Source organism: Levilactobacillus namurensis DSM 19117 (assembly GCF_001434785.1).
In the GTDB taxonomy this organism is placed as follows: domain Bacteria; phylum Bacillota; class Bacilli; order Lactobacillales; family Lactobacillaceae; genus Levilactobacillus; species Levilactobacillus namurensis.
On record NZ_AZDT01000066.1, the window covers coordinates 15404 to 41708 of the forward strand.

The following is a 26305-nucleotide window of genomic DNA, read 5'->3' on the forward strand; positions in this document are numbered from 1 at the left end:
GCACACAAAAGCCCTCCGTTCATCCGAACGGAGGGCTTTTTAACGTCTAACCAGTTGAATTACTTCCAATAAGCATACTTATATTGGGCGTCGCTGGTAATGCTGTAGGTCAAGCCGCCGACTTCCTTGGAAACTAAGTGGGCTTTAGCCTGTTGATACAGCGGTACTAAGCCCGCTTGTTGGGTCACGTACTTGTCCGCTTCCTTCATTAAATCCCACCGTTGCTGCGTGGTGTGGGTGGTGGTGTCGTCGATCTGCTTCATCAAGTTCGTGAAGTGGGCGTTATCCCATTTGGTGAAGTTCACGGAACTGGTCCCATCCGCCATCTGGAGGAAGTCCGCTGGGTCCCGCCAATCCGTCTGCCAGCCATCTAGGTCAATATCGTAGTCCCCTTCGGACCCCCGGTTGATCTGTTGTGCGAGTGGCAGGGACTTGATGGTGATGGTCAAGCCCGGCATGTACTTCTGGGCCTGTTGTTGTAGGTACTGGGCGACGTGCTTCTGTTCATCGGTATCGGCCGTGATCATTTCCAGGTCCGCCTTTTGGATGCCCAGTTCCTGCTTGGCACTCTTCCATAGGGCCGTGGCCTTCTTAGGGTTGTAACTCAAGAGGTTGCCGACGTCTTGGGAGAAATCCTTTCCCGTGGTTGGGTCATTGCCGTCCCCGTAAGGAATCAGGCTCTTCGCCGGTTGGGACCCGTCCTGTAAGACGTTCTGGGTGACCTGCTTCCGGTTCACGATGTAGGAGAAGGCTTGCCGTACCTTGGTGTTGTGGGTGATCTTCCGCTTGTCGTTGAATTCCAAGAACCGCATGGAACTGTTCAACGTGGTGGTCAATTCGGGGTTCTTAGCGTTTTGCTTGATGTATTGTCCCGACAAGAAGGTCTCTTGGACCTTACCGGACTTGAAGAGGTTCGACGCGGTCCCGGGGTCTTTGACGACCTGCACGTTGACCTGCTTGATCTTCACGTTCTTAGCGTTCCAGTAATGCGGGTTCTTCACGTAATGCCAGCTGTCCGAGTTTCCACTCCAGCCGACCAGCTTATAGGCCCCTTCCGCCATCATCTTATCCGACGAGGTCCCGTAGTGGTTGCCGTACTTCTTGAAGAGGTCGGTCTTGATCGGGTACCCGAACGTGGCCAGGATATCTGACAGCCAAGGCTGCGGCTTAGTCAGCGTCAGCTGTAAGGTCCGTTGATCCAAGGCCTTAGCCCCTAAGGTGTTCGGCGACTTCTTCCCAGCCTGAATGGCATCGTAGTTGGTCAGGTACTTCATCTTGTTGGCCACCTGGGACTTGGACTTAGGGTTGACCTGCCACCGGAACGAGGTAACGAAGTCTTGCGCCGTCACGGGGTCGCCGTTTTGCCACTTAGCGTTCTTCTTGATCTTAAACGTGTAGACCGTGCCGTTGTGGGTCGGCTTGACCACCTTTTCCGCGACCCCCGCAACGACCTTGCCCTTCTTGTTCAGGGTATACAGCCCTTCTTCGACTTGGGAGACCAGGCTAGAACTGTTCACATCGCCCATGATGGCCGGGTTCGCCGTGGCGGGATTTCCCACCAACGTCACGTTTAAGTCCGCATCCTTGCTCTTAGCCTGCGACGTGCCACACCCCGCTAACGTTAAAATCGCCAGTATCCCGAAACTAAATCCCATTAATTTTTTCATATCCAAATCTCCTCAATTGCTTATTCAGTTTTACCGTTGACGTAAAAAAGCATTCGTCCCCGTCGACTGTCTCTGCAGTCAACAAGGGCGAATGCTTCGCGGTACCACCTTGGTTTATCTCTCACTGTGTCCAGAATCGAACACGCCGTGCTGTAATGGGCACGCCCCAGGAACGGCTACTATCTTCACCGTTCCGACGTCAAGAGCCGTTCCCACCAGTTCCGGGGGTTCGGCTTACAGCTACCCGAACTTGCTGGACACCTTCTCTAGCGGTACTCTTCTTGGCTTAGTCTTTCCTTGCAATTGCTCTATAATTTATCATCATTCATTTTAGTTGTCAATCGTTTTATAAATATTCATTTTTATGCATGCTACGCACTTTAATACCATCAAAAAACGGGTAACCCTAGACCTGACTAGGGTTACCCGTTCATCCGCAACCACCGCTAAATGGGGCGTTGCGCGCTAAAATATTTTGCTTTATACATTAATGATTACGTGCTGGCTGTTGCTGCTGGAACGTGCTGGTCTCGCGACTGACGGTCTTGCCCGCCTGACTGGTGGTAGTCTGGGTCTTCATCTCGACGTGCCCCTTTTTGCCCGTCTGACTATCCAACTGCACCGCTGTCTGACCAGAGGCCGGCTGCACCACGGAGTCCGTCACGGTCGACCGTGTCTGGGTCGGTTGCATCCCAAACAACAGAAATCCCGCCACGAATCCCACCAGCAAGCCCCCGACTTCCCGGATTAATTTTTTCATTTTGTGCGTCCCCTATCCCTAAATTGTTCCTCCGATGGTTTCCTTAGAAAACTCTTTATAGGGCTATTATATCATTTATAAAGGGTGACGGAATGATGATTTCGCGCCACAACTACCAGATTGACGCCTAAAATCGCTACGATGGCGATCGCCGCAATCACGAACAGGGCCGTGTACGATGCGAAGTCGATCACCAGACCGCCAAACAGGGGGCCAAACGCCCGGCCGACCGAGGCCCAAGCGTTGGCCATGCCCTGATACTTCCCCTTGACCACGGCGGGGGTCAACTGATTGACGATCGCCGGAATCGCCGGAAAGGCCGTCGCCTCACCCATGGTCAAGATGACCATGGCCAGGACGAAGTGTAGGTAATCCTTGGCGAAGATCAACGTGACGAACGACAACGCCACGAAGAGAATCCCCGCGTAGACCTGTACGTACAAACTGTGGAAGTAGTGGGCTAACCGGTTCAAGATGATCTGGAACGTCACAATCAGGCCGGCATTGATGGTCCACAATAGACTGTAGTCGCGTAAGGGAATCCCCATCCCCGTCATGTAAACGGACAGGTTCGAGTTCCACTGTTCATACATGATCCAGACCACCACCAGGCTCGCGAAGAAGGTCCCCATGATTCGCAAGTTGGGGTGGGCAATCGTCGCAGTCTGGTCGTGTTTAGCTGTAGGCCGGCGCTGCATGACCGCGGGCGCCCGGTAATGGAACGTGACCACCAACAGGAGTAAAACGAAGAGGGCCGTGGCGATGCTGAACAGGAGCGTGACGCTGATGTTGTAGATGAAACCGACCATCGCGGTCCCAATCACGATTCCCAGGTTCTGCGCGAAGTACAGCATGTTATAGATGTAGCGCCCGTCCCGACTGTGGATCGTGGTCCCCAATGAGTTGACCATGGTCAACGTCCACCCGGACCCGAAGCCCAGGAAGATCAAGGCGATCGGGAAAGCCGGCCAACCATGCTGGAAGACCAACGTCAAGAGGGTCACTAGCGAGAGACTGACCCCACCAAGTGACAGGTAGTAGGGATTCAGCCGGTCGAATAAGCGCCCCCCTAAGAGACTTCCCGCCACATTGGCGAGGGAATAAAACAATAAGATGACCCCAACGACGGTCAATGAAACGCCTAAACGATCATGGAGATAAATTGTCGTCAGTGGCCAGATAAAACTCATACCGATACTGCTGCAGAGTGCTCCCAGCAGTAACCAGCGTAACCGAATCTCACGCATGGTCTGACCCCTTTTCTTAGAAAATTCTAATTTTTATTCTAACACGACTCTTAGGTTTATCACCAGCTTAGGAAACGCTTTAATTGCATTTCTCGTGGGCTTTTCCTAAACTTAAGAGCAAAAGGAGGGTTCACACCATGACCACGCTCTTCATCAACGGCAGTTCCCGGACCAATGGCAATACCGTTGCCTTCGGCGAACGCCTATTGGCCGGGATTCCCCACACCACCCTGCACCTGATCGACCAGCACCTCAACTTCGACTTGGATCAGCGGGGTACTGGCCAACCACAACGAGACACGCGCGACGACTACGAAGCCCTGATGGCCCAGTTTGCGGCGGCGGACGACATCGTCATTGGCACTCCGGTCTACTGGTACAACATGTCCGGGCAGCTCAAGACCTTCATGGACCGCTGGTTCGACAGCTTCACCACTGGGTTCGATTTCGCTGGCAAGCGGGTCTACCTCTTAGTGGTCGGGGTCGATGATCCCGCCAACAAAGCCACTGACATCATCAGCAAGGCCTTTGCAGAATCTTGCGACTGGTTAAAAATGACCTACATGGGTGCCGCTACAGCGATTGCTGACGGCCCCACCGACCTTCAGCAGCAGGCCACGTTACCCGCTGAGGCACTCAAGGTGCGTCAAACTTTGGTAACCATGACCCAGTCTGTTTCACGTGAAACAAAATCTTAACCATTATTGACCACAAAAGGTCCCGTCCACCCCACGTTTACCGTGAGCGGACGGGACCTTTCGTGATTTTAAAGCATTGAATTCTTTATCACTTGATACAGCCCTTAAACGCTGTAATCTTCATCCATAATCAAGACTGGTTTGATGACCGCACCACTGGTTGACGCCTGGTCCGCTTGATTGATTTCACTAAACTTAAACGTCTTTTCCAATTTATCAAACGGGTAAAGGCCCTTTTGCCAGAAATTAATCAGACGTTTGATTTCAATTTGTGGGACCGCGTTCCCCATGAGGACACCGACTACGGACTTTTGTTCAGCCACCAAGTCCCCGAACGGTACCAAAGATAATTCCTTAGGGGATACAGCTAGGGGTGCCATAACCCCGTTAATTCCTAAAGCGTCAACGGATTGTTTCATGACACTAGAGATTCCCGTAGTATCAACTGCGTAATCTACCCCGTGGCCCCCAGTCAGGTCCTTAATGGCTTTGACTGGATCCACCTCTGCAGAGTTAACGGTGTCGGTCGCGCCAATTTCCTTAGCTGTCGCTAACCGATTCGGTTTGATGTCGACCGAGATGATTTGAGAACACCCTGCAATCTTGGCGGCCATTAACGCGCCAGCCCCCACAGCTCCAGTCCCAAAAATGGCCATAGTGGAACCTGGTTCCGGCTTCAATGTGTTGAAGACCGTCCCGGACCCCGTGACGAACCCACAGCCTAACGGTCCGACCTTTCGTAAGTCTACGTCCTTACCCACGACCGTGACATTCCGATCCTGAACTAAGGTCGTGGTACTAAAGGAAGATTGGTTGAAAAAGTTACCAACTGCTTGACCTTTCTTAGTGGTAAACGTGGCATCCCCGTTAGGCCGCCTACCGCCCATGTTCAACACAGTCCAGTTCTCACAGGAGGCTGGCATTCCGGCTAAACAATTGTCGCAAGTCCCATCATAGTCGTACGAAAGAACCACGTGATCTCCCACATTGATTCCCGTGACTGACCCGCCGACCTTTTCCACGATACCGGCACCTTCGTGTCCTAAAACAATTGGTAGCGGAATTGCGCCGGCATCGCCGACCCGTACCGCTTCATCACTGTGGCAGATGCCACTCGCGACGATATGTACAAGTACTTCATTGGGACCTGGTTGGTCATCGACTAGGACGTTTTTAATTTCAAACGCCCCATTCGTTGCTTCCACGACGGCTGCCTGAACTTCTTTTGCCATGCTGTATCACTCCCATTAGTTATTTGGTAACGCTTTCATTTTAAAATAACTTGCCCCATGCCGTCAAACTTTCTTTTAGGAAGTAATAACCTCAAATTTTAAACAAAAGAAAAACCACCGCTCGGGGAAAGCGATGGTCATCGGAGTAGGGGTAACGTCATTAAGAATGACGTTAACTAATTTTTTCATTATTCCAGGGGAGGAGGAGTACATGAAAAAAAGATTGTTAATCTTTGGTAGAGGTCAACCGATTGGTTAACTTCTATGCTCTATATACTAAGCGCTAAATATGATGAAATTGTGAACTTTCTGGCACATCCGTATGAATTTTGACCAGTCACACTCATTTTTAGGCTTATTCCCCTAATGCTTAATTAATTATCCGGATAAATCAGTATTTATCCCTCTGGAACGTGGGCTACGGATGAGAATTTGTTAAATGATTTAACAAACAGCAGCTTCACGGTTCCCCGCGGGCCCGACCGGTTCTTTTCAATAATGACTTCGACTTCACCGACGTCTTGGTCCCCTTCGTCCCGTGGATCACTGTCGTTTCCGCCACCGTCTGCGTCGTCGCCTTCCCGTTCGTAGTAGTCATCCCGGTACAGGAAGGACACGATATCGGCATCTTGTTCGATCGAACCAGATTCCCGAATATCGGACAACACCGGCCGCTTATCCTGTCGCTGTTCCACTCCCCGTGAGAGTTGGGACAGGGCGATCACAGGCACGTGGAGTTCCTTAGCCAGCTTCTTGAGTTGGCGGGAAATATCCGACACTTCTTGTTGCCGACTTTCGTGGTTGGTCCCTTCGATCAGTTGCAGGTAATCAATAACGATTAACCCTAAGTTCTGCTTTTCCTTAGCCAGTCGTCGACACTTAGCCCGAATCTCGGTAATCTTATTCCCGGCCGTATCATCGATGTAGATGCTGGCCTTGGCAAGGCTACCCATGGCCACGATCAGGTTCTGCCACTCGTCTTCGGACAGTTGTCCCGTCCGCAAGTGGTTGGCGTCGATCGACCCTTCCGCACACAGCATCCGGTTGACCAGCGATTCGGCACTCATTTCCAGACTGAAGATGGCGACGGTCTTGTCGGTCTTGGTTCCTACGTTCTGCGCAATGTTTAAGGCAAACGCGGTCTTCCCCACGGCCGGCCGGGCGGCGAGAATCATCAGTTCATCGTCGTGCAGTCCCGTGGTCATCTTGTCGAGCTCCGCGTATCCGGTAGAGAGCCCAGTAATGGCGTCGCCCTTTTCGGCCAGTTCGTTAATATCTTCAAACGTGGTATTCAAGACGTCCCGAATGGGTTTGAACCCGGACTGGCTCCGCATCTCCGCCACGTTCATGATGTCGCGTTCCGCGTTGTCTAGGAGTTCATTCACATCGGTCCCGTCTTCAGCGTACCCCTGGGTCACAATGTTGGTCGCCGTCTGAATCAACCGTCGTAAGACGGCCTTATTCTGGACGATTTTTGCATAATAGGTGGCGTTGGCCGCCGTTGGAACGGCGCCCGCCAGTTCGGCGATGTAGGTGACCCCGCCCACATCATCGAGTTCATTCTTAGCCGTTAATCGGTCGGTGATGGTCACCACGTCAATGGCTTCATCCCGGTCGTTGAGGTCGATCATGGCTTGAAAAATGATCTGATGCTCCCGGCGATAGAAATCCTCCGGGGTCAAATATTCCAGCGCATCCACCAACGCGTCGGTACTCAAAAAGATCGCCCCTAAGACGGCCTTTTCGGCAGCGAGGTTTTGTGGTGGTGTGTTGTCCGTTAATGGTGCCTGATTATCCATACTTACCCCTTCATAACTAGTGACTAACGTAATGGTTCTAAACCTACAAACCAAACCGCGTATTCTAAAATCCTAATCGCAATCAAAATTCCATTAGGGTCTGTTTAACTTCAACATCGACGACGTCATGCGCCTTACCGGGCGACCAGACAGGGCTAAATGGGAGCACGGCGATTGCTTTCCTTTTTGGCAACACACGAGCCCCTAGTAACCAATAAGCAGCCCTCAAAAAATTGACGACCTGAGTGAAGCTATTTAACCAGATATTCAGACTCGAATGGCCACCTTAAACCAGAACCATCCGCATAGCCCATCCAATTAAATCCCAATCCACGACAGATTCCCAATCAGTCAAGTATCGGCCGTTTTCAGCGCATGACCAGCGAACTTTAATATATATTATATAATACCAGATTTCAATCTTAACACGTGATCTGCGCCGCTGTGAACTTTACGCTCTGCTTATTTTTGAGTTTGGCCCAAAACAAAAGAGCCATCCACTAGGGACGACCCTTTCGTCTAAGAACTTATCGTTATTTTTCAGCGACGTGAACCCGAATCTTGGCGGTCACATCGGGGTGCAGCTTAACCGGCACGTTGGTGAAGCCTAAGGACCGGATGGGTTCTGGTAAATCCACCTTGTGCTTGTCGAGCTTCAAATCAAATTGCTTAGCTAATGCTTGGACAATTTGCTTGCTAGGAATCGACCCGAATAACCGGCCGTCGGTTCCCGCTTTGGCACTCAATTCCACGACCGTCTTTTTATCTTCCAGACGGTCCTTCAATTGCTTTGCTTCGGCTAACTCTTCGGCGTCACGCTTAGCCTCAGCTTTACGTTCGGCGTTGAGTTGACTCATCGCAGCTTGGTTAGCCGCCTTGGCTAACCCGCGTTTGATCAAAAAGTTTTGCGCGTACCCGTCAGGGACGTTCTTCACTTCGCCGCGCTTACCTTTGCCGCGGACATCTTTCATAAAGATAACTTTCACGTCGTTCACTCCTCAATTGTTCCTTAAATTAATCCTACGTCAAAACGCCGGTTGACGCAATTAACTTTCCTAAGCCTCACCCACCGGCTCATCCTTCTTGTTTAGGATGTCCAGCAGCTGTTGCTTGACCTCGGTCACGGACTTGTCGCTGATCTGGGTGGCCGCGTTGGATAAGTGACCGCCTCCGCCCATGTCTTCCATGACCAGTTGTACGTTGATCTGGCCCAACGACCGTGCGGAAATACCGACCCGACCGTCGACTCGTCGTGTAATCACAAACGACGCGTCGACACCCGACATATTCAACAGGTCGTCGGCCGCCTGAGCCGCCGTCACCGGATCGTAGGTCTGGTCATCTTCACCGGTGACCACGGCCATATCCTCGTTGACGAACTCGACTAACTCAATCAAGTGGTTCCGCTGCAGGTAACTGTCGACGTTTTCTTTCATGTACTGTTGCACCTCAAGGGCATCCGCCCCCGCGGACCGAAGATAACTGGCCGCATCGAAGGTCCGGGTCCCGGTCCGTAAGGAGAAGTGCTTGGTATCGATGAAGATCCCGGTCAACATCGCTGTCGCTTCCACCTTATTGATGGGTTCGCTCTCCTGTGACTGGTACTCGAACATTTCGGTAATCAACTCACAAGTCGAGCTGGCGTAAGGTTCGATGTAGACCAGCAAGGGGTTCTCGGGGAACTCTTCGCCCCGCCGGTGGTGGTCAATGATCATCACGCGGTTTTCCAGACGCTGGTAGAGGTCTGGGGCAATCGTGATCGACGGCTTGGAGTGGTCGACCATCAGCAACATGCTTTGGTCGGTCGCCTTTTCGATGGCCGTTTCCGGTGAAATAATGGACTCGGCAATGTCCGGGTAGTCCTTCAAGTCATCCAACAACCGCTGCACATCGGAGTGCACGGTCTCTTGGTCTAAGACGATCCAACAGGTCTTGTGATTCATCTTGGCGATCCGGCGAATCCCTAAGCAGGCCCCTAACGAATCCATGTCCGGCTGGGTGTGTCCCTGGACAAAGATCTGGTCGGACTCGTTCATTAACTCTTGTAAGGCTTGGGAGATCATCCGCGCCCGGACCCGGGTCCGCTTCTCCATTGGGTTGGTCTTCCCGCCATAGTACCGGGCTTCCTGGTCGGCAGCCTTGACCACGACCTGGTCACCTCCCCGGCCTAACGCCAGGTCCAGGTTACTCTGGGCTTGGTCGGCCAGCTTGTTTAAGTTCGGGTCCCCATAGGCGATCCCGATACTTAACGTCAACGGGAAGTTCTGCTTCGACGTGGATTCCCGAATGGTGTCGAGAATCTTGAACTTATCCGTCTCAATGGCGGCCAGCGACTTGGCGTAGGCCAAGACAAAGTAGTGGTCATCATCAAGTTGTTTGAGGTACATGTCGAACTTCTGGACCCAAGCAGACAATTCATTGGTCACGTAATTACGGAGGTTGGAAATGTCTTGGTCGGTCATCGACTGGGTAATCTCATCGTAGTTATCCAAGAAGATCTGGCCGATGGCGATTTTTTCGTTATCGTACTGTTCCTGAATCAACTGGTAGTGGGTCACGTCATACAGGTAGACCGCATGGAAATCTGGTTGCACGTACAAGGTGAAGCGGTAATCACGCCACTTGACCGTGCTCAGCGTCTCCGGCGGCGTGTCCGTTACCAGTTGCGCCAACTCCGCGTCGACGTCCTTTAGGGGCCGTCCTAAGGCGTTTTGATCCTCAAAGTACCGTTGCAGATACGGGTTAAGCCACTCCACCTGGTCGTTGTCGCCCAAGATCAAGACACCAGGTGGCATCCGAATCAGGGCTTCTTGGCCGCCCTGTTGAATCTGAAACGATAGGTCAGAAATGTACTGGGTGGTGTCTGCGCCGATTTCGGCCATGGTGTTAAAAACGCCCCAAGTTGCGAGGCCGACTAAGACTAAAACGACGAGACCAAAGATCCAATTAAGCAGAAATGACAGGACTATCCCTAGAATGGCTAGACCCGCCGTCATGATAGCGATCCCGCGGAGCCGCCGGTTCTGTAAGAACTCGGGCACCGCCAGTCGCGCAAATAGTTTATCCATACTTACTCCTCATTTTGATTCGTGTAACTAGTCCCGGAGCGTGGCCCTCACCGGTTCTCGACCGGTGGGCGCAAAGCGCTTCAAATAATACTCCTATTTTATCACAACCCGGGGTAATCACAAAATCTCTTTATCACCCAAACCCCGGTGTGGCGGGGTTGAAAACGGTTATTGAGGGAAAGCTAACTTTTCTTGACCTTGACGCGACGGCAACCTGTAGAGTAGGTTACAAGCAAGCCAAGGAGGTGGTCCCGATGACCTACTCAATTACGCAACTCGCGGCGCTCGCCGGGCTAAGCACCCGGACCCTCCGCTACTATGATCAGATTGGTCTCTTACGTGCTCAGCGCAACCCCACTAACGACTACCGGACCTACACGGCCGCTCAAGTCGACCAGCTCCAGCAGATTCGTTACTGGCAGGCCTTCGGATTCACCCTCGCAGAGATTCGGCACCTATTGGCCCAACCGCCAGCGCAACAGGACGCCTTACTCCGCCAACAACGGGAGCATCTGGTCGCCGAGCGAACCCGCCTCACACGTTTGCTGAACAGTCTCGACCGCACCTTAGCGGCCCACCAAGGAGGAATTCCCATGACCGATTCAGAAAAGTTCGCCGCTTTCAAGCAGCAACAGGTTACCGCCAATCAGCAGGCTTACGGTGACGAGGCCCGTCAGCGTTACGGCCAAGCCGCCGTCACTGCGAGTCAGCACCGTTTTACCAACCTCTCCGCCGAGGCCTACCAGGACATGCAGGCTACCGAACAGGCGCTAATTGACCAATTACGTCAGGTCAGCCAGACCCAGGATCTGGCGTCCCCGGAAGCGCACCGCGTGTATCAACTTCACCGTCAATGGTTATGTTTCACGTGGAACAATTACACGGCCGCGCAACACCGCGGACTCGCCGAACTTTACCGTACCGACGCCCGGTTCCAAGCGTACTACGCCCAAAAGGTGGGCGACCCCGCGGCCGGCCGGCTCCTGGCAGCCATCATTCTTCGCTACGCCCAGGACTAACAGGGCCTACTTGATGAGTTTCACATGTTGGTCAACCGTCAGGAAACACTGTCTTGGGTACGCTCAATTTAGCCGTGAAGTTGGGCCTGAAGAGGCTCAGTGGTGTCGTTTGGGCTGGCTTACCCAAAGGCCGAACTTGAAGCCCTGGGACTTTCAGAGCGCCAAGTCGTGCCCACCACGCTTCAGGGCCAACCGGTAAGACGGGTAATTACCACAGTCTGCCCCTGGCTAAACGTCGAAAAATAGGGTCTGGGAATTTATCCCAGGCCCTATTGGTATTGTCGAATAAAGTTCTGCGTGTCTTCCCGGGAATTCGCCGTTAAGCCGGGAGTAAGCGTCGCGCCTGCCTTTTTCGCCAGGCTACGTAACGTCCCCATACTTTCGTCGATCAGACTGCTGACGCTGGTGGTAAAGGGCACGATGGTTTTCCCCCGCAGATCCGTGGTGGCAAAGAATTGGTTGATGATCAGCGGTGGTTGGCTCCACCAAGTCGGAAAGCCCAAGAAGATGGTCGTCACGTCACTAAGTGTGGTGGTGAGGGGCATCAACGTTGGGAGTAAGTGGGCTGCGCGTTCCTTATCCGCAATCTGAACTAACTCCGAATAATTCTCCGGGTAGGCCGGTTGGCGGTGCAACTCGACTAATGGGCCGCCGAGCACGCGCTGAATCTCGGTAGCGGCGTTCGCCGTGACGCCAGTCTGTGAAAAATAAACGACAGCTACTGGTTGCATAAACATCCCTCCCAAAAGTCTCTTTACCTTTAAGGATAACGCTTAATGTCAGATTCGGAAATAGTTTGTCCCATTTTCATTTTGGCACCCCCCGTTACCCTGACCCACGAACTGTCGTTTCCTATCGAAAGGCGGTAAACTAGGGGTAACCCTAAGCAGTATAGAAAGGAAGTTTCGCCCATGTCATCACAAGACTTATTGGCCCAGCGCCACTCCGCACGTAGCTTTAGCAATCGTCCGGTCACTCGCGACACCTTGACGGCCATCATCACCCAAGCGCAACTAGCGCCATCCTGGGAGAACACCCAGCCCTGGAAAGTCTACATCGCCACGGGAGACGCCGCGACCCGTTTACGCCAAAGCCACTTCCAGCGCCACAACCAGGGCCAGAAGAGTTGGACCGAAGTCATGCCGCCTAAGAAGTCCGAGTGGGCGGCCTTTCCCCAGGCAAACTTGGACGCTTGGCGTTCGAACATGCTGGGCTTCTTCGGTAGCGATGCCGGCCAGTTTGCCGACGTTCAAAAGGACCTCTTCAACGCCCCCGCGCTGGTCTACCTGACCATGCCTCAGAAATCATCGGCCTATTCCGCCTACGACTTAGGCGCCTTCGGGTACGGGATTCTCCTCGCCGCCCAGGAGCACGGCGTCAGTGGCGTCCCCGCCTACGAACTGGTGCGCTACCCTGAAGAGATTCACCAGGAATTCGACATTCCAGCAGATCAAGCCATCTTTATGGGTATTGCCTTAGGCTATCCCAGCGACAGTAAGGTCAACGCGTTACGCACCAAGCGCCGACCCGTCACCGATATCCTGACCTTAAAACATTAGCAACGTATCAAAAAACGACCATCCCGCAGGATGGTCGTTTTTTAAGAACTATTCTTCGTTAACGAATGGCATTAAGCCCATGATCCGTGAACGCTTGATAGCAATAGTTAACTTGCGTTGGTTCTTGGCACTAGTACCAGTGACCCGGCGAGGTAAAATCTTGCCCCGTTCGGAGATGAACCGACGTAACAAGTCAGTGTCTTTGTAATCAATGTATTCGATGTGGTTGGCTGCGATGAAGTCAACCTTACGACGGCGACGGCCGCCACGACGTTGTCCTGCCATGGATAATTCCCTCCTCGTTTAGTGAGTTTTTAGAACGGTAAATCATCGTCAGAAATGTCAATTGAATCGCCGGTGTTCGCGAACGGATCGTTGGTGTTGCCACTGTTGTTTCCGTTGTTGGCACTGGGATTCCCTGCCGGCGTGTTGTTCGCACTAGGCGTCGGGTTCCCTTGAGGGGCATGGTTGCCGCTAGTAAAGGGATTGGCATTTTGATTCTGAGGTGCGTTATTCACAGGAGCGCCGTAGTTATTGCCACCTTGGTTCTGGTTCCCCGCATTATTGCGAGACCGTGGTTCCAAGAAGGAAAAGTTTTCGACGACCACTTCGGTCACGTAGACCCGTTGGCCCTGCTGATTTTCATAGTTCCGGGTCTGGACACGGCCTTCAATGCCGACCAGAGACCCTTTGTGGAAGAAGTTAGCGAAATTCTCCGCGGACTTTCGCCAAATCACACAACTGATGAAATCAGCTTCCCGCTCACCTTGCTGGTTGGTGAACCGCCGATCAACGGCCAACGTAAAGGTGGCAACAGCAGCACCGCCTTGGGTGTATCGTAAGTCAACATCCCGTGTCAGTCGGCCAGTAAGTACTACTCGGTTGATCATTGCTGAATAACTCCTCTCAAATTAAAAGTTAAAGTTAGAATTAATCTTCGCGCTTAACGATCATATGACGTAAGATGTCATTGTTGATCTTGGATAAACGGTCGAATTCGTTCAAAGCTGTGTCATCGTTTGCGTTTAAGGTAATCACGTGGTAGATACCTTCGTTGTAACCACCAATTTCGTAAGCGAAACGACGCTTTGACCAGTCTTTAGAACTGATGATTTCTGCACCGTTATCCGTAACGATCTTGTCAAACCGTTCTACTAAAGCAGTCTTAGCAGCGTCGTCAAGATCTGGACGAATGATGTAGGTAATTTCGTATTTCGTAGTTTCCATGAATCGTACACCTCCTTATGGACTTCAGGCCCCCGTCAGATACGGGAGCAAGGAGAGTTGCTAGCGTTAGCCAGATACTCACAAGCTAGAAGTATAGCATAAAAATGGGGCTGAGGCAAATCGGGGCCGACCGACGGGAATGCCTGACGTTACAAGAGTAATTCCGCTTTCCCGTTAAAATTTATCGAAAAACTTTTTATGATGGTGGGGCCATCCGCCTTACCGGGCGGCCAGACAGGGCTGGAACGCCGTGGGCACCACTTCGAGCCAAAGGACGGTCTCGAAGCTGGGCCTTATTCTAAGTCGGCTGAGGGACGCCAACTAAGAATAATTTCACGGCTGAGCCCTGTCTGGCCGCCCTCACGGCTTACGAAACACAAGACTGATGACCAACGATCGTCTCAATCCGAGCGCCAGATCCTAACAACCACGAGGAATCAGCTGTCGATTTTAACATTGGTCAAGTAGCTTTCCTCCAACTTCAGTTAAGCATTACGATTTAAGCACCACTTAGAATCGACTCCAAAAGCCTCATCACTTTAATGGTCGCCCGGTAAGGCGGACACCCCACACAACCCAAAAAGCGCCGTTCCCAGAATTAGGAACGGCGCTTCGTGTCTTTTAATGATTGTCTGGTGCGTCTGGTGCGTCTGGTGTATCGGTCGTCGATGCTGGTGAATCGGCTGGTGCCGTGGCTTCATCTGTTGAAGTCTCCGCGTCACTGGCGTCATCTCCCGAATCGTCTTCCTTAGCCACCTTCGCCATGGTCGCGACTACAGCGTCGTCGTTCAACCGAATCAAGTGGACCCCTAGAGTGGCCCGACCGGTCTCGGATACGTCCGCAATGCTGAAGCGAATCATGACCCCTTTGTTGGTGATCAACATGATGTCTTCATCACCATCAACGGTGGTCAGCCCCGCTAACGGTCCGTTCTTGGCGGACACGTTCACGGTCTTGATGCCTTTACCGCCCCGACCCTTGATTGGGTATTCAGCGGCGGCCGTTTGTTTCCCATACCCCTTTTCGGAGATGACAAACACCCGACTGTCCGGCTTCAAGACACTGGCACCGATAACGTAGTCGTTCTCCCGTAACCGGATCCCACGGACCCCAGTCGCCGAACGACCCATGGACCGTACGTCTTGCGCCGCAAAGCTGACGGCGTACCCCAAGTGGGTCCCGATGATCATATTGGCGTCATCCTTGATGATCGCCACGTTCATCAGTTCGTCGCCGTCCTTTAAGTTCAGCGCCTTCAGCCCGTTGCTCCGGATGTTGGCGAACTCGTCTACTGGCGTCCGCTTGACGGTTCCGTGAACCGTGGTGAAGAACAGGTCCATATCGGCGTTTTGACCCGGATTGGCCACGTTGATCACCGCTTGAACGTGTTCGTCAGTGTTGATCCCCAGCAAGTTGATCACGGGAATCCCCTTGGCTGACCGTCCGTATTCCGGAATCTCGTAACCCTTCATCCGGTAGACCTTCCCAGTGTTGGTAAAGAACAGGAGCATGTCGTGCGTGGAGGTGGCGACTAAGTGTTCGATAAAGTCGTCATCGTGCACGCCCATCCCCTGAATCCCTTTACCGCCCCGGTTTTGGGCCTTAAATTCGGTGGTTGGCAACCGCTTGATGTAGCCGTTATGCGTCAAGGAGACCACCACGTCTTCTTCGGCGATCAAGTCTTCGTCTTCAAGACTCAAGACTTCGCCGACCATCAATTCCGTCCGCCGCTTGTCGCCGAACTTGTTCTGGATGTCGAGCAATTCTTCGTAAATGATGCCCTTTTGCCGGTCCTTCGACGCCAAGATTTCCTTGTAGTCTTCGATCGACGCTAACAGGTCTTTGTATTCCTTTTCGACCTTTTCCCGTTCCAGACCGGTCAACCGAACCAACCGCATGTCCAAAATGGCCTGTGATTGTTTGTCGGATAACGCGAAGCGGGTAATCAGTTCATTCTTAGCCACGTCGGCCGTCTGGGATTCACGAATGATCGTAATGATCTCGTCGATGTGGTCCAGGGCGATCCGCAACCCTTCCAGGATGTGGGCCCGGGCCTCCGCCTTCTTCAATTCGAAGGCCGTCCGCCGCCGGATGACTTCCATCTGGAATTCCAGGTAGTACTGCAAGATGGCCTTTAAGCCCAGCACTTTCGGCGCACCATCAACGATGGCTAACATGTTGATCCCAAAGGAGGTCTGCATCAAGGTCATCTTGTACAAGTTGTTCAAGATGACTTCGGCACTGGCATCCCGGCGAACATCGATCACGATTCGCATCCCGGTCCGGTCGGATTCATCGTTGACATCGGTAATGCCTTCGATACGTTTATCCCGGGCCAATTCGGCGATGCGTTCGATCAGCTTGGCCTTGTTGACCATGTACGGAATTTCCGTGGCCACGATGCGTTGCTTCCCGTTCTTTTCTTCTTCAATATCGACCTTCGCCCGTAAGGTGATGGTGCCCTTCCCGGTCTCGTAAGCCCGGCGAATGGCGGCCTTACCCATGACGATTCCCCCGGTTGGGAAATCTGGTCCCGGTAAGGCTTCCATCAGGTCCGCCAACGTCGCGTCAGGGTTGTTCATCAAGATGTGCAACGCACTGATGACTTCCGTCAAGTTGTGCGGCGGGATGTTGGTCGCCATCCCCACGGCGATCCCCGAAGCCCCGTTGACTAACAGGTTGGGGAACCGAGAGGGTAAGACCACGGGTTCGCGCTCACTGCCATCGTAGTTATCTTGATAATCAATCGTATCCTTGTTGATGTCCCGCAGCATTTCCAGCGCGATCTTACTCAACCGTGCTTCGGTATACCGCATGGCCGCGGCCCCGTCACCATCGACGGACCCGAAGTTCCCGTGACCATCTACTAGCATGTAGCGGTACGAGAAGTCCTGGGCCATCCGAACCATGGATTCGTAGACCGCCGTGTCACCATGGGGATGGTACTTCCCTAAGACATCCCCAACCACCCGGGCTGATTTCCGGAATGGCTTGTCGGGCGTAATGCCCAGTTCATGCATATCGTATAAGATCCGCCGGTGAACGGGCTTCAACCCATCCCGCACGTCTGGCAACGCCCGTTGGACGATGACGCTCATCGCGTAGTCCAGAAAGGACGTCCGCATGGTCTTGGTCAGGTCCACGTCGGTGATCCGTTTGTTTTCAAAATCTTGATCAGCCAAAATTTATCCTCCGTTCCTACCTACTGCCAGGGTTCCCTCAGAGTTGCCTGATGAACCCGTTACCGCACCCCAGACTAGACGTCCAGGTCCGCGAAGGTGGCATTATCCTCGATAAATTCACGCCGGGGAGCGACCTTATCGCCCATCAGCATGCTAAAGACTTGGTCCGCGTTGATGGCATCGCTGGCATCAACCCGTAAGAGCCGCCGGTTATCTGGGTTCATGGTGGTGTCCCAGAGTTGTTCCGCGTCCATTTCACCAAGCCCCTTGTACCGTTGAATCTGCGGCTTCGGCGAAGGTGATAATTGACCCAAGACTTCTTTCAATTCGTCATCGGAATCGATGTAGCGTTGATACTTCCCTTGACGCACCCGGTACAGGGGTGGGCACGCGATGTAGACAAAGCCGGCGTCCAATAAGGGGCGCATGTACCGGTAGATCAGTGTCAGTAACAGGGTCCGAATGTGGGCCCCGTCGACATCGGCATCGGTCATGATGATCAGCTTGTGGTAGTTGGCCTTGGCGACGTCAAAGTCGTCCCCAAAGCCCGTGCCCATCGCCGTAAACAACGACCGAATTTCTTCGTTCGCCAGGATCCGGTCCATCGAGGCCTTCTCCACGTTCAAAATCTTCCCCCGAATTGGTAGGATGGCCTGCGTCAGCCGCGAACGACCTTGCTTAGCCGACCCACCGGCGGAGTCCCCTTCGACGATGAACAATTCAGAGATCTTCGGGTCCTTGGAAGTGTTATCCGCCAATTTCCCGGGCAGGTTACTGATTTCCAGCCCGCTCTTCTTCCGCGTAACTTCCCGGGCCCGCCGAGCAGCGACCCGCGCTTTAGAAGCCACACTCCCCTTGTCCACGATCTTGTGGGCAATGTCGGGGTGTTCCATCAAGAAGCGCATGAAGTGGTCCGCGAACGTGTGGTCCACGGCCGTCCGGGCATCAGAGTTCCCCAGCTTAGTCTTGGTTTGACCTTCAAATTGAGGATCCGGGTGCTTGACGGAGACCACGGCCGTTAAGCCTTCCCGGACGTCATCCCCGGTCAGGTTGGGCTCGTTATCCTTCATCAGCTTATTTTGCCGCGCGTAGTCGTTGATGACCCGCGTCAGCGCTCGTTTGAACCCTTCTTCGTGGGTCCCACCTTCGTAGGTGTGAATGTTGTTGGTAAAGGTCAACAGGTTGTTGTGGTAGTCGTCCGTATATTGCAGGGCCACTTCCACGGTAATCCCGTTTTCCATCCCTTCCACGTAGATTGGCGGTTCAAACAGCGTGGTTTTATTCTCGTTCAAATAGTCGACGTAGTGGCGAATCCCACCTTCATAGTGAAAATCATCTTCGGTGGGTTCGTCAGACCGGTTGTCCCGAATCGTGATCCGCAGCCCCTTGTTCAAGAAGGCCAGCTCCCGAATCCGGGTGGTCAGCGTCTTAATGTCGTACGTCGTGGTTTCCCGGAAGATGTCCGGATCCGGCAAGAAGTGGACCTTGGTGCCGTGCTCTTCTTCGGGCAAGCCCTCCGCAATCACGTGCATCGGGGTCTTCACGTGGCCCCGGGTGAAGTCCATGGCATAGCGCTTTCCGTCCCGGGTGACCTCAACGTCCAATTCGACAGACAGGGCGTTCACCACGGAAGCCCCCACCCCGTGGAGTCCACCGGAGACTTTATACCCGCCACCGCCGAACTTCCCGCCGGCGTGCAGGATCGTGAAGACCGTTTCCAAGGCGGGTTTCCCCGTCTTCTTTTGAGTATCGACGGGGATGCCCCGGCCGTTATCCGTCACGGTGATACTGTTATCCTTTTCGACCGTCACGTGAATCACGTCGGCGAATCCAGCTAAGGCTTCATCGATCCCGTTATCCACGATTTCCCAGACCAGGTGGTGCAGGCCTTGCGAACTGGTGGTCCCGATATACATCCCGGGACGCTTCCGGACCGCTTCCAGGCCTTCTAGGACCTGAATCTGGCTGGCGTCATATTCGCGGGCTTCTTCTTCTTTGGTTTCTTTTTCGTTTTCAGCCACTGTCTAATCCTCCTTACAGACTACTCGTCTGACGCCTGGTCAGACGACTCATCGGCCACCACAGTTCCGGCACTGACGTGAAAGATCGTCGGGTCTTTGATCAGTTGGCGGGTGATCCCGCTCAGACTGGTGGTGGTAATAAACGTTTGCACTTTATCCTGAATCGCGGTCAGTAAATGGGTCTGCCGCGCATCGTCCAATTCGGACAGGACATCGTCTAGCAAGAGGACCGGGTACTCGCCGGTCTCTGCTTTCATCAGGTCAATCTCGGCCAGCTTCACGCTTAAGGCCGTGGTCCGCTGTTGCCCCTGCGACCCAAACGTCTGCACGTTCTTGTCGTTGACTTGAAAGTGCAGGTCGTCGCGGTGCGGGCCAATCAGCGTGGTCCCCTGATAAAGTTCCTTGGCTTGTTGCTTCTGGTAGAGCGCCGTGAGCGCCGCACAGATGGTCTTGGGATCATCCAGATCCTTATCGGCGACCTGTGTAGCGTAGCGAAAGGCTAGGGTCTCACGGTGCTGGGAGATCTCAGCGTGAATCGTCTGGGCCCAGTGCTCCAACTTGCGGAGCATCGTCAGCCGCTGGTAGATGATCTCCGCCCCATAGGCCGCGAGCTGATCAGACAGCACCCCCAAGAACAAAAGGTCGTGCTGCTGATGGTGCTGCAGATCCTTTAGGTACCGGTTACGCTGCTTCAACAGCGTGCGGTACTGACTCAGATTGTACAAATAGCGCGGGTTCATCTGACCAAACTCCATATCCATGAAGCGCCGGCGAACCGTGGGCGCTCCCTTGACGATGGCTAAGTCTTCCGGCGCAAATAAAATCACGTTGAGCTGACCCACATACTGTGACAACCGAGCCTGTTCAAGGTGATTGATCTTTGCGCGCTTCCCTTGACGTGAAAAAGTCAGCTCCAACGGTGTCGTCCCACTGGCTTTGACCACTCGCCCGGCCAACTTGGCGGTCTTAGCCTCCCAGTTGATCAGGTCGTGGTCGTTCGCCGTCCGGTGGCTGCGGGTCAACGCCAAGGCGTAGATGGCCTCTAAGAGGTTGGTCTTGCCCTGGGCGTTCTCCCCCAAGAGGACGTTGATTCCCTTGCCAAGCTTCAGATCAGCCGCCGCGTAGTTTCGAAAATTTTGGAGCTGCAACTCTTGCAAATACATTATTCACCCTGCTTTGAGCGTATAAAAAATGATCCAGCATCGGGAACCAGGACTTCGTCGCCAGGGTACAGCTTACGACCACGCCGGTCATCCGGTTCGTCGTTGACTTTGACGGTGTTTTCCCGCAAGAACCACTTGGCTTGACCGCCGGTTCCAATAATGGATTCTTCTTTGAGCATCTGGCCTAATGTGATGTAGGGCGTCTCAATGAAAACCTCTTTTTTCACAATTTCACCCCTTCGTTTTCTTTACTTATATTATACCCCTTTCAGGCTAAAAGTACAGCTGGACTCCTTGATTTTTGGCCTCTGAGGCCCCTTATGGCGTTTTTGATATTTTTGCCAAAAACTGGGTAAATCTGCTCAGAAATCAAAATAGCGTGATTAACGCCGATTTAGGGTGTTTTTAGGCGTTTTACCAGTCAATCATCCCCCAAATGGTCGGTGCGTGCGCAATTAGTGTTCGGATTTCACATGCTGCGGCTAGCGTTACTCCCCCGCTTTCATCAGTTTTCACCGACGGAATTGGGTGAAAGTTAAATGGCGGGTGACGCCCGGTCGCGTCCCTGCTTCCGTAAATCGAATCACAGCCCCGAATCGTCTTTCAGGGTTGTCCTCACAAATTGCCCGCAAAAAAGCGTGGCCCCTACGACGGGACCACGCTTTGTGGTTTAACAGATTTAGGACTTTGTGAAATTTCACAAAGTCCGGACATGGCATTCTAGAACGTCCGAACAGGCGTAATCAGCTGAATAAAGTTGCTGGTATCTTCCGTTGGGACCAACGTGAACGGCCGCAACGCTGAGGTGAAGGCCACCCGAATCACAGATTGGCCGAACGACCGTAGCGCGTCCTTCATGTAGTCGGGGTTGAACGAAATCTCTAAGTCTTCCCCGTCCAACGTCTTAGGCGTCAGGGCTTCTTCGACGTTCCCGACATCGGGAGAGTTACTGAAGATGGTGACCTGGTGATCGCTAGGCTTCAGGGTCAACTTAACCACGTTGTTCCGCGATTCGTGGGACAACAGGGAGGCCCGTTCAACGGCGGCTAGCAGTTCTGGCGCTTCGAATTCTACCGTAGTGGACGCATCCTTAGGAATCAAACGTGAGGTGTCGGGGTAGTTTCCTTCCAACAAGCGGGAGTAGAACGAGGTGTCACCTAATAAGAACAGGACTTGGTTTTCGGAGAATTGCATCTTCACGTCACTGTCGTCATCACCGATCATCCGGGATAATTCGGTCAGACTCTTACCGGGGATGATGACGTCGAACGCCGCGTTGCTTGGTGTTGGCAGTTCAATCTGCCGTTGACTTAACCGGTGACTATCCGTGGCGACCGCTAAGAATTGGTTGTCAGCCAAAACAAAGTGGACCCCGGTCAGGATCGGCCGGCTTTCTTGGTTGGAAACCGCGATGACGGTTTGGCTGATCAGTTCTTTGAAGACCGCGCCGGACAAGGTCACGGCATCGCCGGCATCCACTTCTGGCAGATGGGGATAGTTGTTGGCGTCTTGGCCGTTAATGTTGAAGGCCGCTGACCCGGACGTGATTTCTGTCTGGAAGCCGTCTTTAACGGAGACCGTCATGGTCTTTTCGGGCAGGCGCTTCACAATTTCGCTAAAGAAGCGCGCGGTTAATACGATCGAACCCGGTTCATCGACCGTTAAGCCGATGTCGGGATCGTCCGACCGAATCAAGGTTTCAATGGAAATGTCGGCGTTGGACCCGGTCAAGAGTAAGCCGGTGTCACTGGCCACAATCTTAAGGCCGGTTAGGATGGGAATCGTGGTCTTGGATGAGATCGCCCGCGAGACGTTGTTCAGTTCTTTGACGAACGCGGCACGGTTAATGGTAAATTGCATGAGCTTCAACACTCTCCTTTAGATTTCTGGTGACGGTGGTTTAACTTAATTAAAAGAAAAAACAGTAGCCGTAGTAGCGCAGTGTATAGTGTGGATAACTTTGAGAAACAGCCGGTAGCCTGGTTTATCCACCTGTGGATAACTTGTGGATAACTGGACCCGTTTGCCGGTGCTTATCCACACGCGCCGTGGTGTCCCCCGTCTATCATACACGACCTGGGCACAAAAAGACCGCCGAACGGTCGTTCAGGGGTAGATGGTGGCACTGAATTGTCACGAACGGATTAGCGACGGAGTTCTTCTTTGAGGTCCGCGATGTTTTTCTGAAGTTCCGTATCCGTTTTGAGTGATGCGGCAATTTTATCGTACGCGTGAATCACGGTGGTGTGGTCCTTGCCGCCGAATTCGTTGCCGATACGGGGTAAGGAGGCGTCCGTGAGTTCCCGGGACAGGTACATGGCGATCTGCCGCGGAATCACGATGGTTTTCTTGCGTTTCTTCCCCTTGAGATCCTTGAGTGAGACGTGGAAGTAGTCGGCCACGCGGTCTTGAATCACGGGAATCGTGATAACGTCGCTGGTGTCGGCGAGGTTCAATCCCTTAAGGGCCTCCGCTGCCAGGTCAGTGGTGATCGGTTGACGCATCAGTTGGTGGTAGGCTTGGACTCGGGCCAAAGCCCCCTCTAATTCACGGACGTTGGAATCAATTTGCCCGGCAATGTAGCTGAGCGTATCGTCGGGAATCTCGATGCCATCAGCGTCCGCCTTGTTCCGTAGAATGGCGATTCGCGTTTCGAGGTCGGGCGGCGTGATATCGACCGAAAGTCCCCAGGCAAACCGCGAAACTAAGCGGTCTTGTAGCTTGGGAATCTCGTTCGGCAGCCGGTCGGACGTCAGGACGATTTGCTTACCGTCGTCGTACAGTGTGTTAAAGGTATGGAAGAACTCTTCTTGCGTTCCTTCCTTATTAGCAAAGAATTGAATATCGTCAACCAGGAGTAAATCGACGTTGCGGTATTCCTGTCGGAACTGCTCCTGCGTGCGGGTCCGAATGGCATTGATAAAGTCATTGGTGAAGGCTTCACTGGTCACGTATTTGATCTTAGTCTCGGGATGATCTTCCAGCATTTTGTTGCCGATGGCGTGCATCAAGTGGGTCTTCCCCAGCCCGACGCCCCCATAGAAAAACAACGGGTTATACATGACGCCCGGCTCCTCGGAGACCACTAATGCCGCGGCGTGGGCCATCTGATTGCCCTTGCCGATGACAAAGGTGTCAAATGTGTAGCGTGGATTCAACGTGGTTTCCTTCATAAAAGTCGGGGTGGGTTCTGCGGCGTCGGTCGCGTTGGTGTGCCCACCGCGGGTCGCGGTCTGTTGTCGCTCGTCTTCTAGAATCAGATCCGGTTGAATGTCTTCATGGGTCGCTTCATATGCGTATTCGACGAGTTGCTGGTCTAGGTGTTGGTTAGTCCAGTAATCCCGGTGCAGGGGTGATGGAAGTTCCAACGTCAACTTGTTGCCGTCCAAGGAAATGGGCTTGGCGGTTTCGATCCAGGTCTTATAGGTGGTCGGTGAACTGTTTTGTTTGAACAACTCTTCAATACTCGACCATAAAGTTGACATTTCTGGCACTAGTGTATCCCCCTATTCGTTGTGATGAACTTACGCGTCAGAAAAAAATGACGTTCTGACGGAAAACGTAGTTTCAGTGTAGCATGAAGAAAAAAAGTTTTCCACAGGGTGTTGAGGAGTCAATTCAATTGTTTCACAACCAGTTAATTAAGTTATCCACAGGATGTTCGGAAGGTGTGGATAAAAATATTTAAATACAGTTATCAACAGGATTCTGTGGAGTATAAAAGGCTTAACACCAAGTGTTTCACAAGTTATCCACAATTTGAACAGGAAATAAAAAGGCCTGATTAACACCCTGTGGAACAGTGGATAACTCGGCGGAAAAGTCCGGGATAACTTTTTCTGAGATTCTCAGTTATCCACAGGCTCTGGGTATGAAACAAATTTTATTGGGGAGAAGTTTTTGGCGTAAATTCGAAGTTCTGGTTTTCATTGGCGGGATTTTATGCTAATATGTTCTAGAAATGCATTTAGTCTGTCCGAGTTTTTCGGACAACCAAGTCAAATACCAATTTTAAGGAGGTGTTTCTGACATGAAACGCACTTTCCAACCAAAGAAACGTCACCGTTCACGCGTCCACGGCTTCCGTAAGCGCATGAGCACGAGCAATGGCCGTCAAGTATTGGCACGTCGTCGCCAAAAGGGACGTAAAGTATTGTCTGCATAGGCCGCTGATGGTTCAGTGGTCTTTTTATTTTATCTGAGTCGGTACTGGGACCCCAATGCCCCTCGGACTGTCGCACCAGTCAGCCGACTGGTAGCATGTTGATCATAGCGATCGTTAAATTTTGGAGATGCTCCATGCGAAAATCTTACCGCATTAAGAAAGAAGCGGAATTTCAGCAAGTCTTTGAAACCAGAAATTCAGTGGCTAACCGCCAATTTGTGGTGTATTCAATGGCTAAGCCGGGGCAACCGCATTTTCGGGTCGGGATTTCTGTCGGCAAGAAGATCGGTAACGCGGTTCACCGGAATTGGGTGAAACGGCGGATCCGGCAAAGTTTACTCGAATTAAAGCCTTACCTGAAGCAGGACGTGGACTTCCTAGTCATCGCACGGCCCCGTGCCGATCAAATCTCGATGGCCGATGCTAAAAGCAGTCTGATCCACGTCTTAAAACTGGCAAAGTTGTTAGATTCCAACTATAGCGAGGAATAACCGTGAAAAAGTACAAACGTACCCTAATGATGTTGGGCATTGTGAGTCTGGTGTTTATCCTTTCCGCTTGTAGTAATAAACCAATCACCAATCAAAGTACGGGGATTTGGGACGGCCTGATCGTCTTGAACTTCTCGCGGGCGATTATCTGGTTGGCGCATTTCTTCGGCAATAGTTATGGTGCCGGGATTATCATGTTTACGATTATTATCCGGATTATCCTGATGCCATTGATGATCTTCCAAACGCGCAGCATGCGGAAGACTCAAGAGGTTCAACCCCAACTCAAAGCCTTACAAAAGAAATACTCGTCCCGTGACCGCGAGACGATGCAGAAGTTGCAAGCCGAACAGCAAAAGCTGTATTCGGAAGCTGGCATTAACCCAATGATGGGGTGCCTGCCAGCCATCGTTCAATTACCAATTATCTGGGCGCTCTATCAAGCCATCTGGCGGACGGAGATCCTACGTTCTGGTTCGTTCCTGTGGCTCCAATTGGGTCACAAGGACCCATACTTCATCCTGCCAATCTTGGCGGCTGTTGCGACCATGGCCAGTTCGTGGTTGACCACCAAGTCAGCCCCAGAAACCAGTTCGATGAACACGATGATGGTCTTCGGGATGCCGTTAGTGGTCTTCTTTACGGCCCTGAACGTGCCATCGTCACTGTCGTTGTACTGGACGATCTCCTATGTGTTCCAAGTGGGCCAGACCCTCTTGATTCAAAACCCATGGAAGATCAACGCTGAACGGGCAGCTAAGGAACAGGAAAAGGCCAACCATGACCGTTCCATCCGTAACGCGATCCGCAAAGCCAAGAAGAGTCGTCGGAAGTAATTCCAGTTATAAATGCATTTTGAGAAAAAGCCGCTGGGTGCAAGTCACCTCAGCGGCTTTTTTAATGGTCACTGCGGGTCATTCGCCTTACTGGACGGCCAGACAAGGCCGGAGCGCCGTCTATCCACGTCGTGTTAGTTAGGCGTAAACTGGTCGCCCTCCGGCGCTCA

General features: G+C 52.7%; 23 protein-coding genes. 6 read left to right on the top strand and 17 right to left on the bottom strand.

What is annotated here, in order from left to right; translation table 11 throughout:
- Positions 1 to 59 precede the first annotated feature (59 nt).
- The 3 genes from FD30_RS10550 to FD30_RS10560 all read right to left on the bottom strand — a co-directional run bounded on the left by FD30_RS10550 (position 60) and on the right by FD30_RS10560 (position 3674).
- On the bottom strand, positions 60 to 1667 hold the full coding sequence (locus FD30_RS10550) for a peptide ABC transporter substrate-binding protein (RefSeq protein ID WP_056944981.1): 1608 nt from the start codon (positions 1665 to 1667) through the stop codon (positions 60 to 62).
- Positions 1668 to 2154: 487 nt separating this feature from the next.
- Positions 2155 to 2427 carry a hypothetical protein gene (locus FD30_RS10555; protein ID WP_024747826.1) on the bottom strand — a complete coding sequence of 91 codons (273 nt, stop codon included), beginning with the start codon at positions 2425 to 2427 and terminating at the stop codon, positions 2155 to 2157.
- A 71-nt stretch (positions 2428 to 2498) separates the two neighbouring features.
- Positions 2499 to 3674 carry an MFS transporter gene (locus FD30_RS10560; RefSeq protein ID WP_056944982.1) on the bottom strand — a complete coding sequence of 392 codons (1176 nt, stop codon included), beginning with the start codon at positions 3672 to 3674 and terminating at the stop codon, positions 2499 to 2501.
- A gap of 137 nt (positions 3675 to 3811) precedes the next feature.
- Between FD30_RS10560 and FD30_RS10565 the strand changes: the two genes are divergently transcribed.
- Positions 3812 to 4372, top strand: coding sequence for a flavodoxin family protein (locus FD30_RS10565; protein WP_056944983.1), 561 nt, complete (start codon positions 3812 to 3814; stop codon positions 4370 to 4372).
- Positions 4373 to 4476: 104 nt separating this feature from the next.
- Here the strand turns inward: FD30_RS10565 and FD30_RS10570 are convergent, their stop codons facing one another.
- The 4 genes from FD30_RS10570 to FD30_RS10585 form a co-directional block, all read right to left on the bottom strand.
- Positions 4477 to 5604 (bottom strand): NAD(P)-dependent alcohol dehydrogenase, encoded by a 1128-nt coding sequence (locus tag FD30_RS10570; protein ID WP_056944984.1) that lies wholly within the window; start codon positions 5602 to 5604, stop codon positions 4477 to 4479.
- Between the two features lie 398 nt (positions 5605 to 6002).
- A complete protein-coding gene (gene dnaB / locus FD30_RS10575; protein ID WP_056944985.1) occupies positions 6003 to 7403 on the bottom strand; it encodes a replicative DNA helicase in 1401 nt (466 codons plus the stop codon).
- Between the two features lie 533 nt (positions 7404 to 7936).
- Positions 7937 to 8389 carry a 50S ribosomal protein L9 gene (gene rplI / locus FD30_RS10580; RefSeq protein ID WP_024747830.1) on the bottom strand — a complete coding sequence of 151 codons (453 nt, stop codon included), beginning with the start codon at positions 8387 to 8389 and terminating at the stop codon, positions 7937 to 7939.
- A gap of 69 nt (positions 8390 to 8458) precedes the next feature.
- Positions 8459 to 10471, bottom strand: a complete 2013-nt coding sequence (locus tag FD30_RS10585; protein WP_082604907.1) for a DHH family phosphoesterase — start codon at positions 10469 to 10471, stop codon at positions 8459 to 8461.
- A gap of 254 nt (positions 10472 to 10725) precedes the next feature.
- Between FD30_RS10585 and FD30_RS10590 the strand changes: the two genes are divergently transcribed.
- The gene (locus FD30_RS10590; protein ID WP_056944986.1) at positions 10726 to 11490 is read left to right on the top strand and encodes a MerR family transcriptional regulator; all 765 of its coding nucleotides are present in this window, start codon (positions 10726 to 10728) and stop codon (positions 11488 to 11490) included.
- A gap of 269 nt (positions 11491 to 11759) precedes the next feature.
- Here the strand turns inward: FD30_RS10590 and FD30_RS10595 are convergent, their stop codons facing one another.
- Positions 11760 to 12221: a flavodoxin gene (locus FD30_RS10595; RefSeq protein WP_056944987.1), complete on the bottom strand. Its 462-nt coding sequence runs from the start codon at positions 12219 to 12221 to the stop codon at positions 11760 to 11762.
- A gap of 180 nt (positions 12222 to 12401) precedes the next feature.
- Here FD30_RS10595 and FD30_RS10600 point away from each other — a divergent pair, with 180 nt between their 5' ends.
- Complete coding sequence (locus FD30_RS10600; RefSeq protein ID WP_056944988.1) at positions 12402 to 13049, top strand: nitroreductase; 648 nt, start codon at positions 12402 to 12404, stop codon at positions 13047 to 13049.
- Positions 13050 to 13097: 48 nt separating this feature from the next.
- Here FD30_RS10600 and rpsR read toward each other — a convergent pair whose 3' ends face one another.
- The 9 genes from rpsR to dnaA form a co-directional block, all read right to left on the bottom strand.
- Positions 13098 to 13334 (bottom strand): 30S ribosomal protein S18, encoded by a 237-nt coding sequence (gene rpsR / locus FD30_RS10605; RefSeq protein ID WP_024747834.1) that lies wholly within the window; start codon positions 13332 to 13334, stop codon positions 13098 to 13100.
- A 29-nt stretch (positions 13335 to 13363) separates the two neighbouring features.
- Positions 13364 to 13939, bottom strand: coding sequence for a single-stranded DNA-binding protein (ssb, locus tag FD30_RS10610; protein ID WP_056944989.1), 576 nt, complete (start codon positions 13937 to 13939; stop codon positions 13364 to 13366).
- Between the two features lie 40 nt (positions 13940 to 13979).
- Positions 13980 to 14276 carry a 30S ribosomal protein S6 gene (rpsF, locus tag FD30_RS10615; RefSeq protein ID WP_056944990.1) on the bottom strand — a complete coding sequence of 99 codons (297 nt, stop codon included), beginning with the start codon at positions 14274 to 14276 and terminating at the stop codon, positions 13980 to 13982.
- A 621-nt stretch (positions 14277 to 14897) separates the two neighbouring features.
- Entirely contained in the window at positions 14898 to 17459 is a 2562-nt protein-coding gene (gene gyrA, locus FD30_RS10620; RefSeq protein ID WP_056944991.1) for a DNA gyrase subunit A, read from the bottom strand.
- Between the two features lie 74 nt (positions 17460 to 17533).
- Positions 17534 to 19480 carry a DNA topoisomerase (ATP-hydrolyzing) subunit B gene (gyrB, locus tag FD30_RS10625; RefSeq protein ID WP_056944992.1) on the bottom strand — a complete coding sequence of 649 codons (1947 nt, stop codon included), beginning with the start codon at positions 19478 to 19480 and terminating at the stop codon, positions 17534 to 17536.
- A gap of 20 nt (positions 19481 to 19500) precedes the next feature.
- Positions 19501 to 20643, bottom strand: a complete 1143-nt coding sequence (gene recF / locus FD30_RS10630; protein ID WP_056944993.1) for a DNA replication/repair protein RecF — start codon at positions 20641 to 20643, stop codon at positions 19501 to 19503.
- Positions 20643 to 20870, bottom strand: a complete 228-nt coding sequence (gene yaaA / locus FD30_RS10635; protein ID WP_024747840.1) for a S4 domain-containing protein YaaA — start codon at positions 20868 to 20870, stop codon at positions 20643 to 20645. The genes recF and yaaA overlap by 1 nt, the downstream gene beginning before the upstream one ends.
- Positions 20871 to 21363: 493 nt before the next feature.
- Positions 21364 to 22503: a DNA polymerase III subunit beta gene (gene dnaN / locus FD30_RS10640; protein ID WP_024747841.1), complete on the bottom strand. Its 1140-nt coding sequence runs from the start codon at positions 22501 to 22503 to the stop codon at positions 21364 to 21366.
- Positions 22504 to 22787: 284 nt separating this feature from the next.
- Positions 22788 to 24137 (bottom strand): chromosomal replication initiator protein DnaA, encoded by a 1350-nt coding sequence (gene dnaA, locus FD30_RS10645; protein WP_056944994.1) that lies wholly within the window; start codon positions 24135 to 24137, stop codon positions 22788 to 22790.
- Positions 24138 to 24673: 536 nt separating this feature from the next.
- Here dnaA and rpmH point away from each other — a divergent pair.
- The 3 genes from rpmH to yidC all read left to right on the top strand — a co-directional run bounded on the left by rpmH (position 24674) and on the right by yidC (position 26135).
- Positions 24674 to 24808 (top strand): 50S ribosomal protein L34, encoded by a 135-nt coding sequence (gene rpmH / locus FD30_RS11465; RefSeq protein WP_081624573.1) that lies wholly within the window; start codon positions 24674 to 24676, stop codon positions 24806 to 24808.
- Between the two features lie 134 nt (positions 24809 to 24942).
- Complete coding sequence (gene rnpA / locus FD30_RS10650; protein WP_024747843.1) at positions 24943 to 25299, top strand: ribonuclease P protein component; 357 nt, start codon at positions 24943 to 24945, stop codon at positions 25297 to 25299.
- Positions 25300 to 25301: 2 nt separating this feature from the next.
- Positions 25302 to 26135, top strand: coding sequence for a membrane protein insertase YidC (gene yidC / locus FD30_RS10655; RefSeq protein WP_024747844.1), 834 nt, complete (start codon positions 25302 to 25304; stop codon positions 26133 to 26135).
- Positions 26136 to 26305 lie beyond the last annotated feature (170 nt).

What these genes read in the sequence shown, in the direction of transcription:
- FD30_RS10550 (WP_056944981.1), bottom strand. Translation starts at nt 1,667, where the DNA reads ATGAAAAAATTAATGGGATTTAGTTTCGGGATACTGGCGATTTTAACG.
- FD30_RS10555 (WP_024747826.1), bottom strand. Translation starts at nt 2,427, where the DNA reads ATGAAAAAATTAATCCGGGAAGTCGGGGGCTTGCTGGTGGGATTCGTG.
- FD30_RS10560 (WP_056944982.1), bottom strand. Translation starts at nt 3,674, where the DNA reads ATGCGTGAGATTCGGTTACGCTGGTTACTGCTGGGAGCACTCTGCAGC.
- FD30_RS10565 (WP_056944983.1), top strand. Translation starts at nt 3,812, where the DNA reads ATGACCACGCTCTTCATCAACGGCAGTTCCCGGACCAATGGCAATACC.
- FD30_RS10570 (WP_056944984.1), bottom strand. Translation starts at nt 5,604, where the DNA reads ATGGCAAAAGAAGTTCAGGCAGCCGTCGTGGAAGCAACGAATGGGGCG.
- dnaB (WP_056944985.1), bottom strand. Translation starts at nt 7,403, where the DNA reads ATGGATAATCAGGCACCATTAACGGACAACACACCACCACAAAACCTC.
- FD30_RS10585 (WP_082604907.1), bottom strand. Translation starts at nt 10,471, where the DNA reads ATGGATAAACTATTTGCGCGACTGGCGGTGCCCGAGTTCTTACAGAAC.
- FD30_RS10590 (WP_056944986.1), top strand. Translation starts at nt 10,726, where the DNA reads ATGACCTACTCAATTACGCAACTCGCGGCGCTCGCCGGGCTAAGCACC.
- FD30_RS10595 (WP_056944987.1), bottom strand. Translation starts at nt 12,221, where the DNA reads ATGCAACCAGTAGCTGTCGTTTATTTTTCACAGACTGGCGTCACGGCG.
- FD30_RS10600 (WP_056944988.1), top strand. Translation starts at nt 12,402, where the DNA reads ATGTCATCACAAGACTTATTGGCCCAGCGCCACTCCGCACGTAGCTTT.
- rpsR (WP_024747834.1), bottom strand. Translation starts at nt 13,334, where the DNA reads ATGGCAGGACAACGTCGTGGCGGCCGTCGCCGTCGTAAGGTTGACTTC.
- ssb (WP_056944989.1), bottom strand. Translation starts at nt 13,939, where the DNA reads ATGATCAACCGAGTAGTACTTACTGGCCGACTGACACGGGATGTTGAC.
- rpsF (WP_056944990.1), bottom strand. Translation starts at nt 14,276, where the DNA reads ATGGAAACTACGAAATACGAAATTACCTACATCATTCGTCCAGATCTT.
- recF (WP_056944993.1), bottom strand. Translation starts at nt 20,643, where the DNA reads ATGTATTTGCAAGAGTTGCAGCTCCAAAATTTTCGAAACTACGCGGCG.
- dnaN (WP_024747841.1), bottom strand. Translation starts at nt 22,503, where the DNA reads ATGCAATTTACCATTAACCGTGCCGCGTTCGTCAAAGAACTGAACAAC.
- rpmH (WP_081624573.1), top strand. Translation starts at nt 24,674, where the DNA reads ATGAAACGCACTTTCCAACCAAAGAAACGTCACCGTTCACGCGTCCAC.
- rnpA (WP_024747843.1), top strand. Translation starts at nt 24,943, where the DNA reads ATGCGAAAATCTTACCGCATTAAGAAAGAAGCGGAATTTCAGCAAGTC.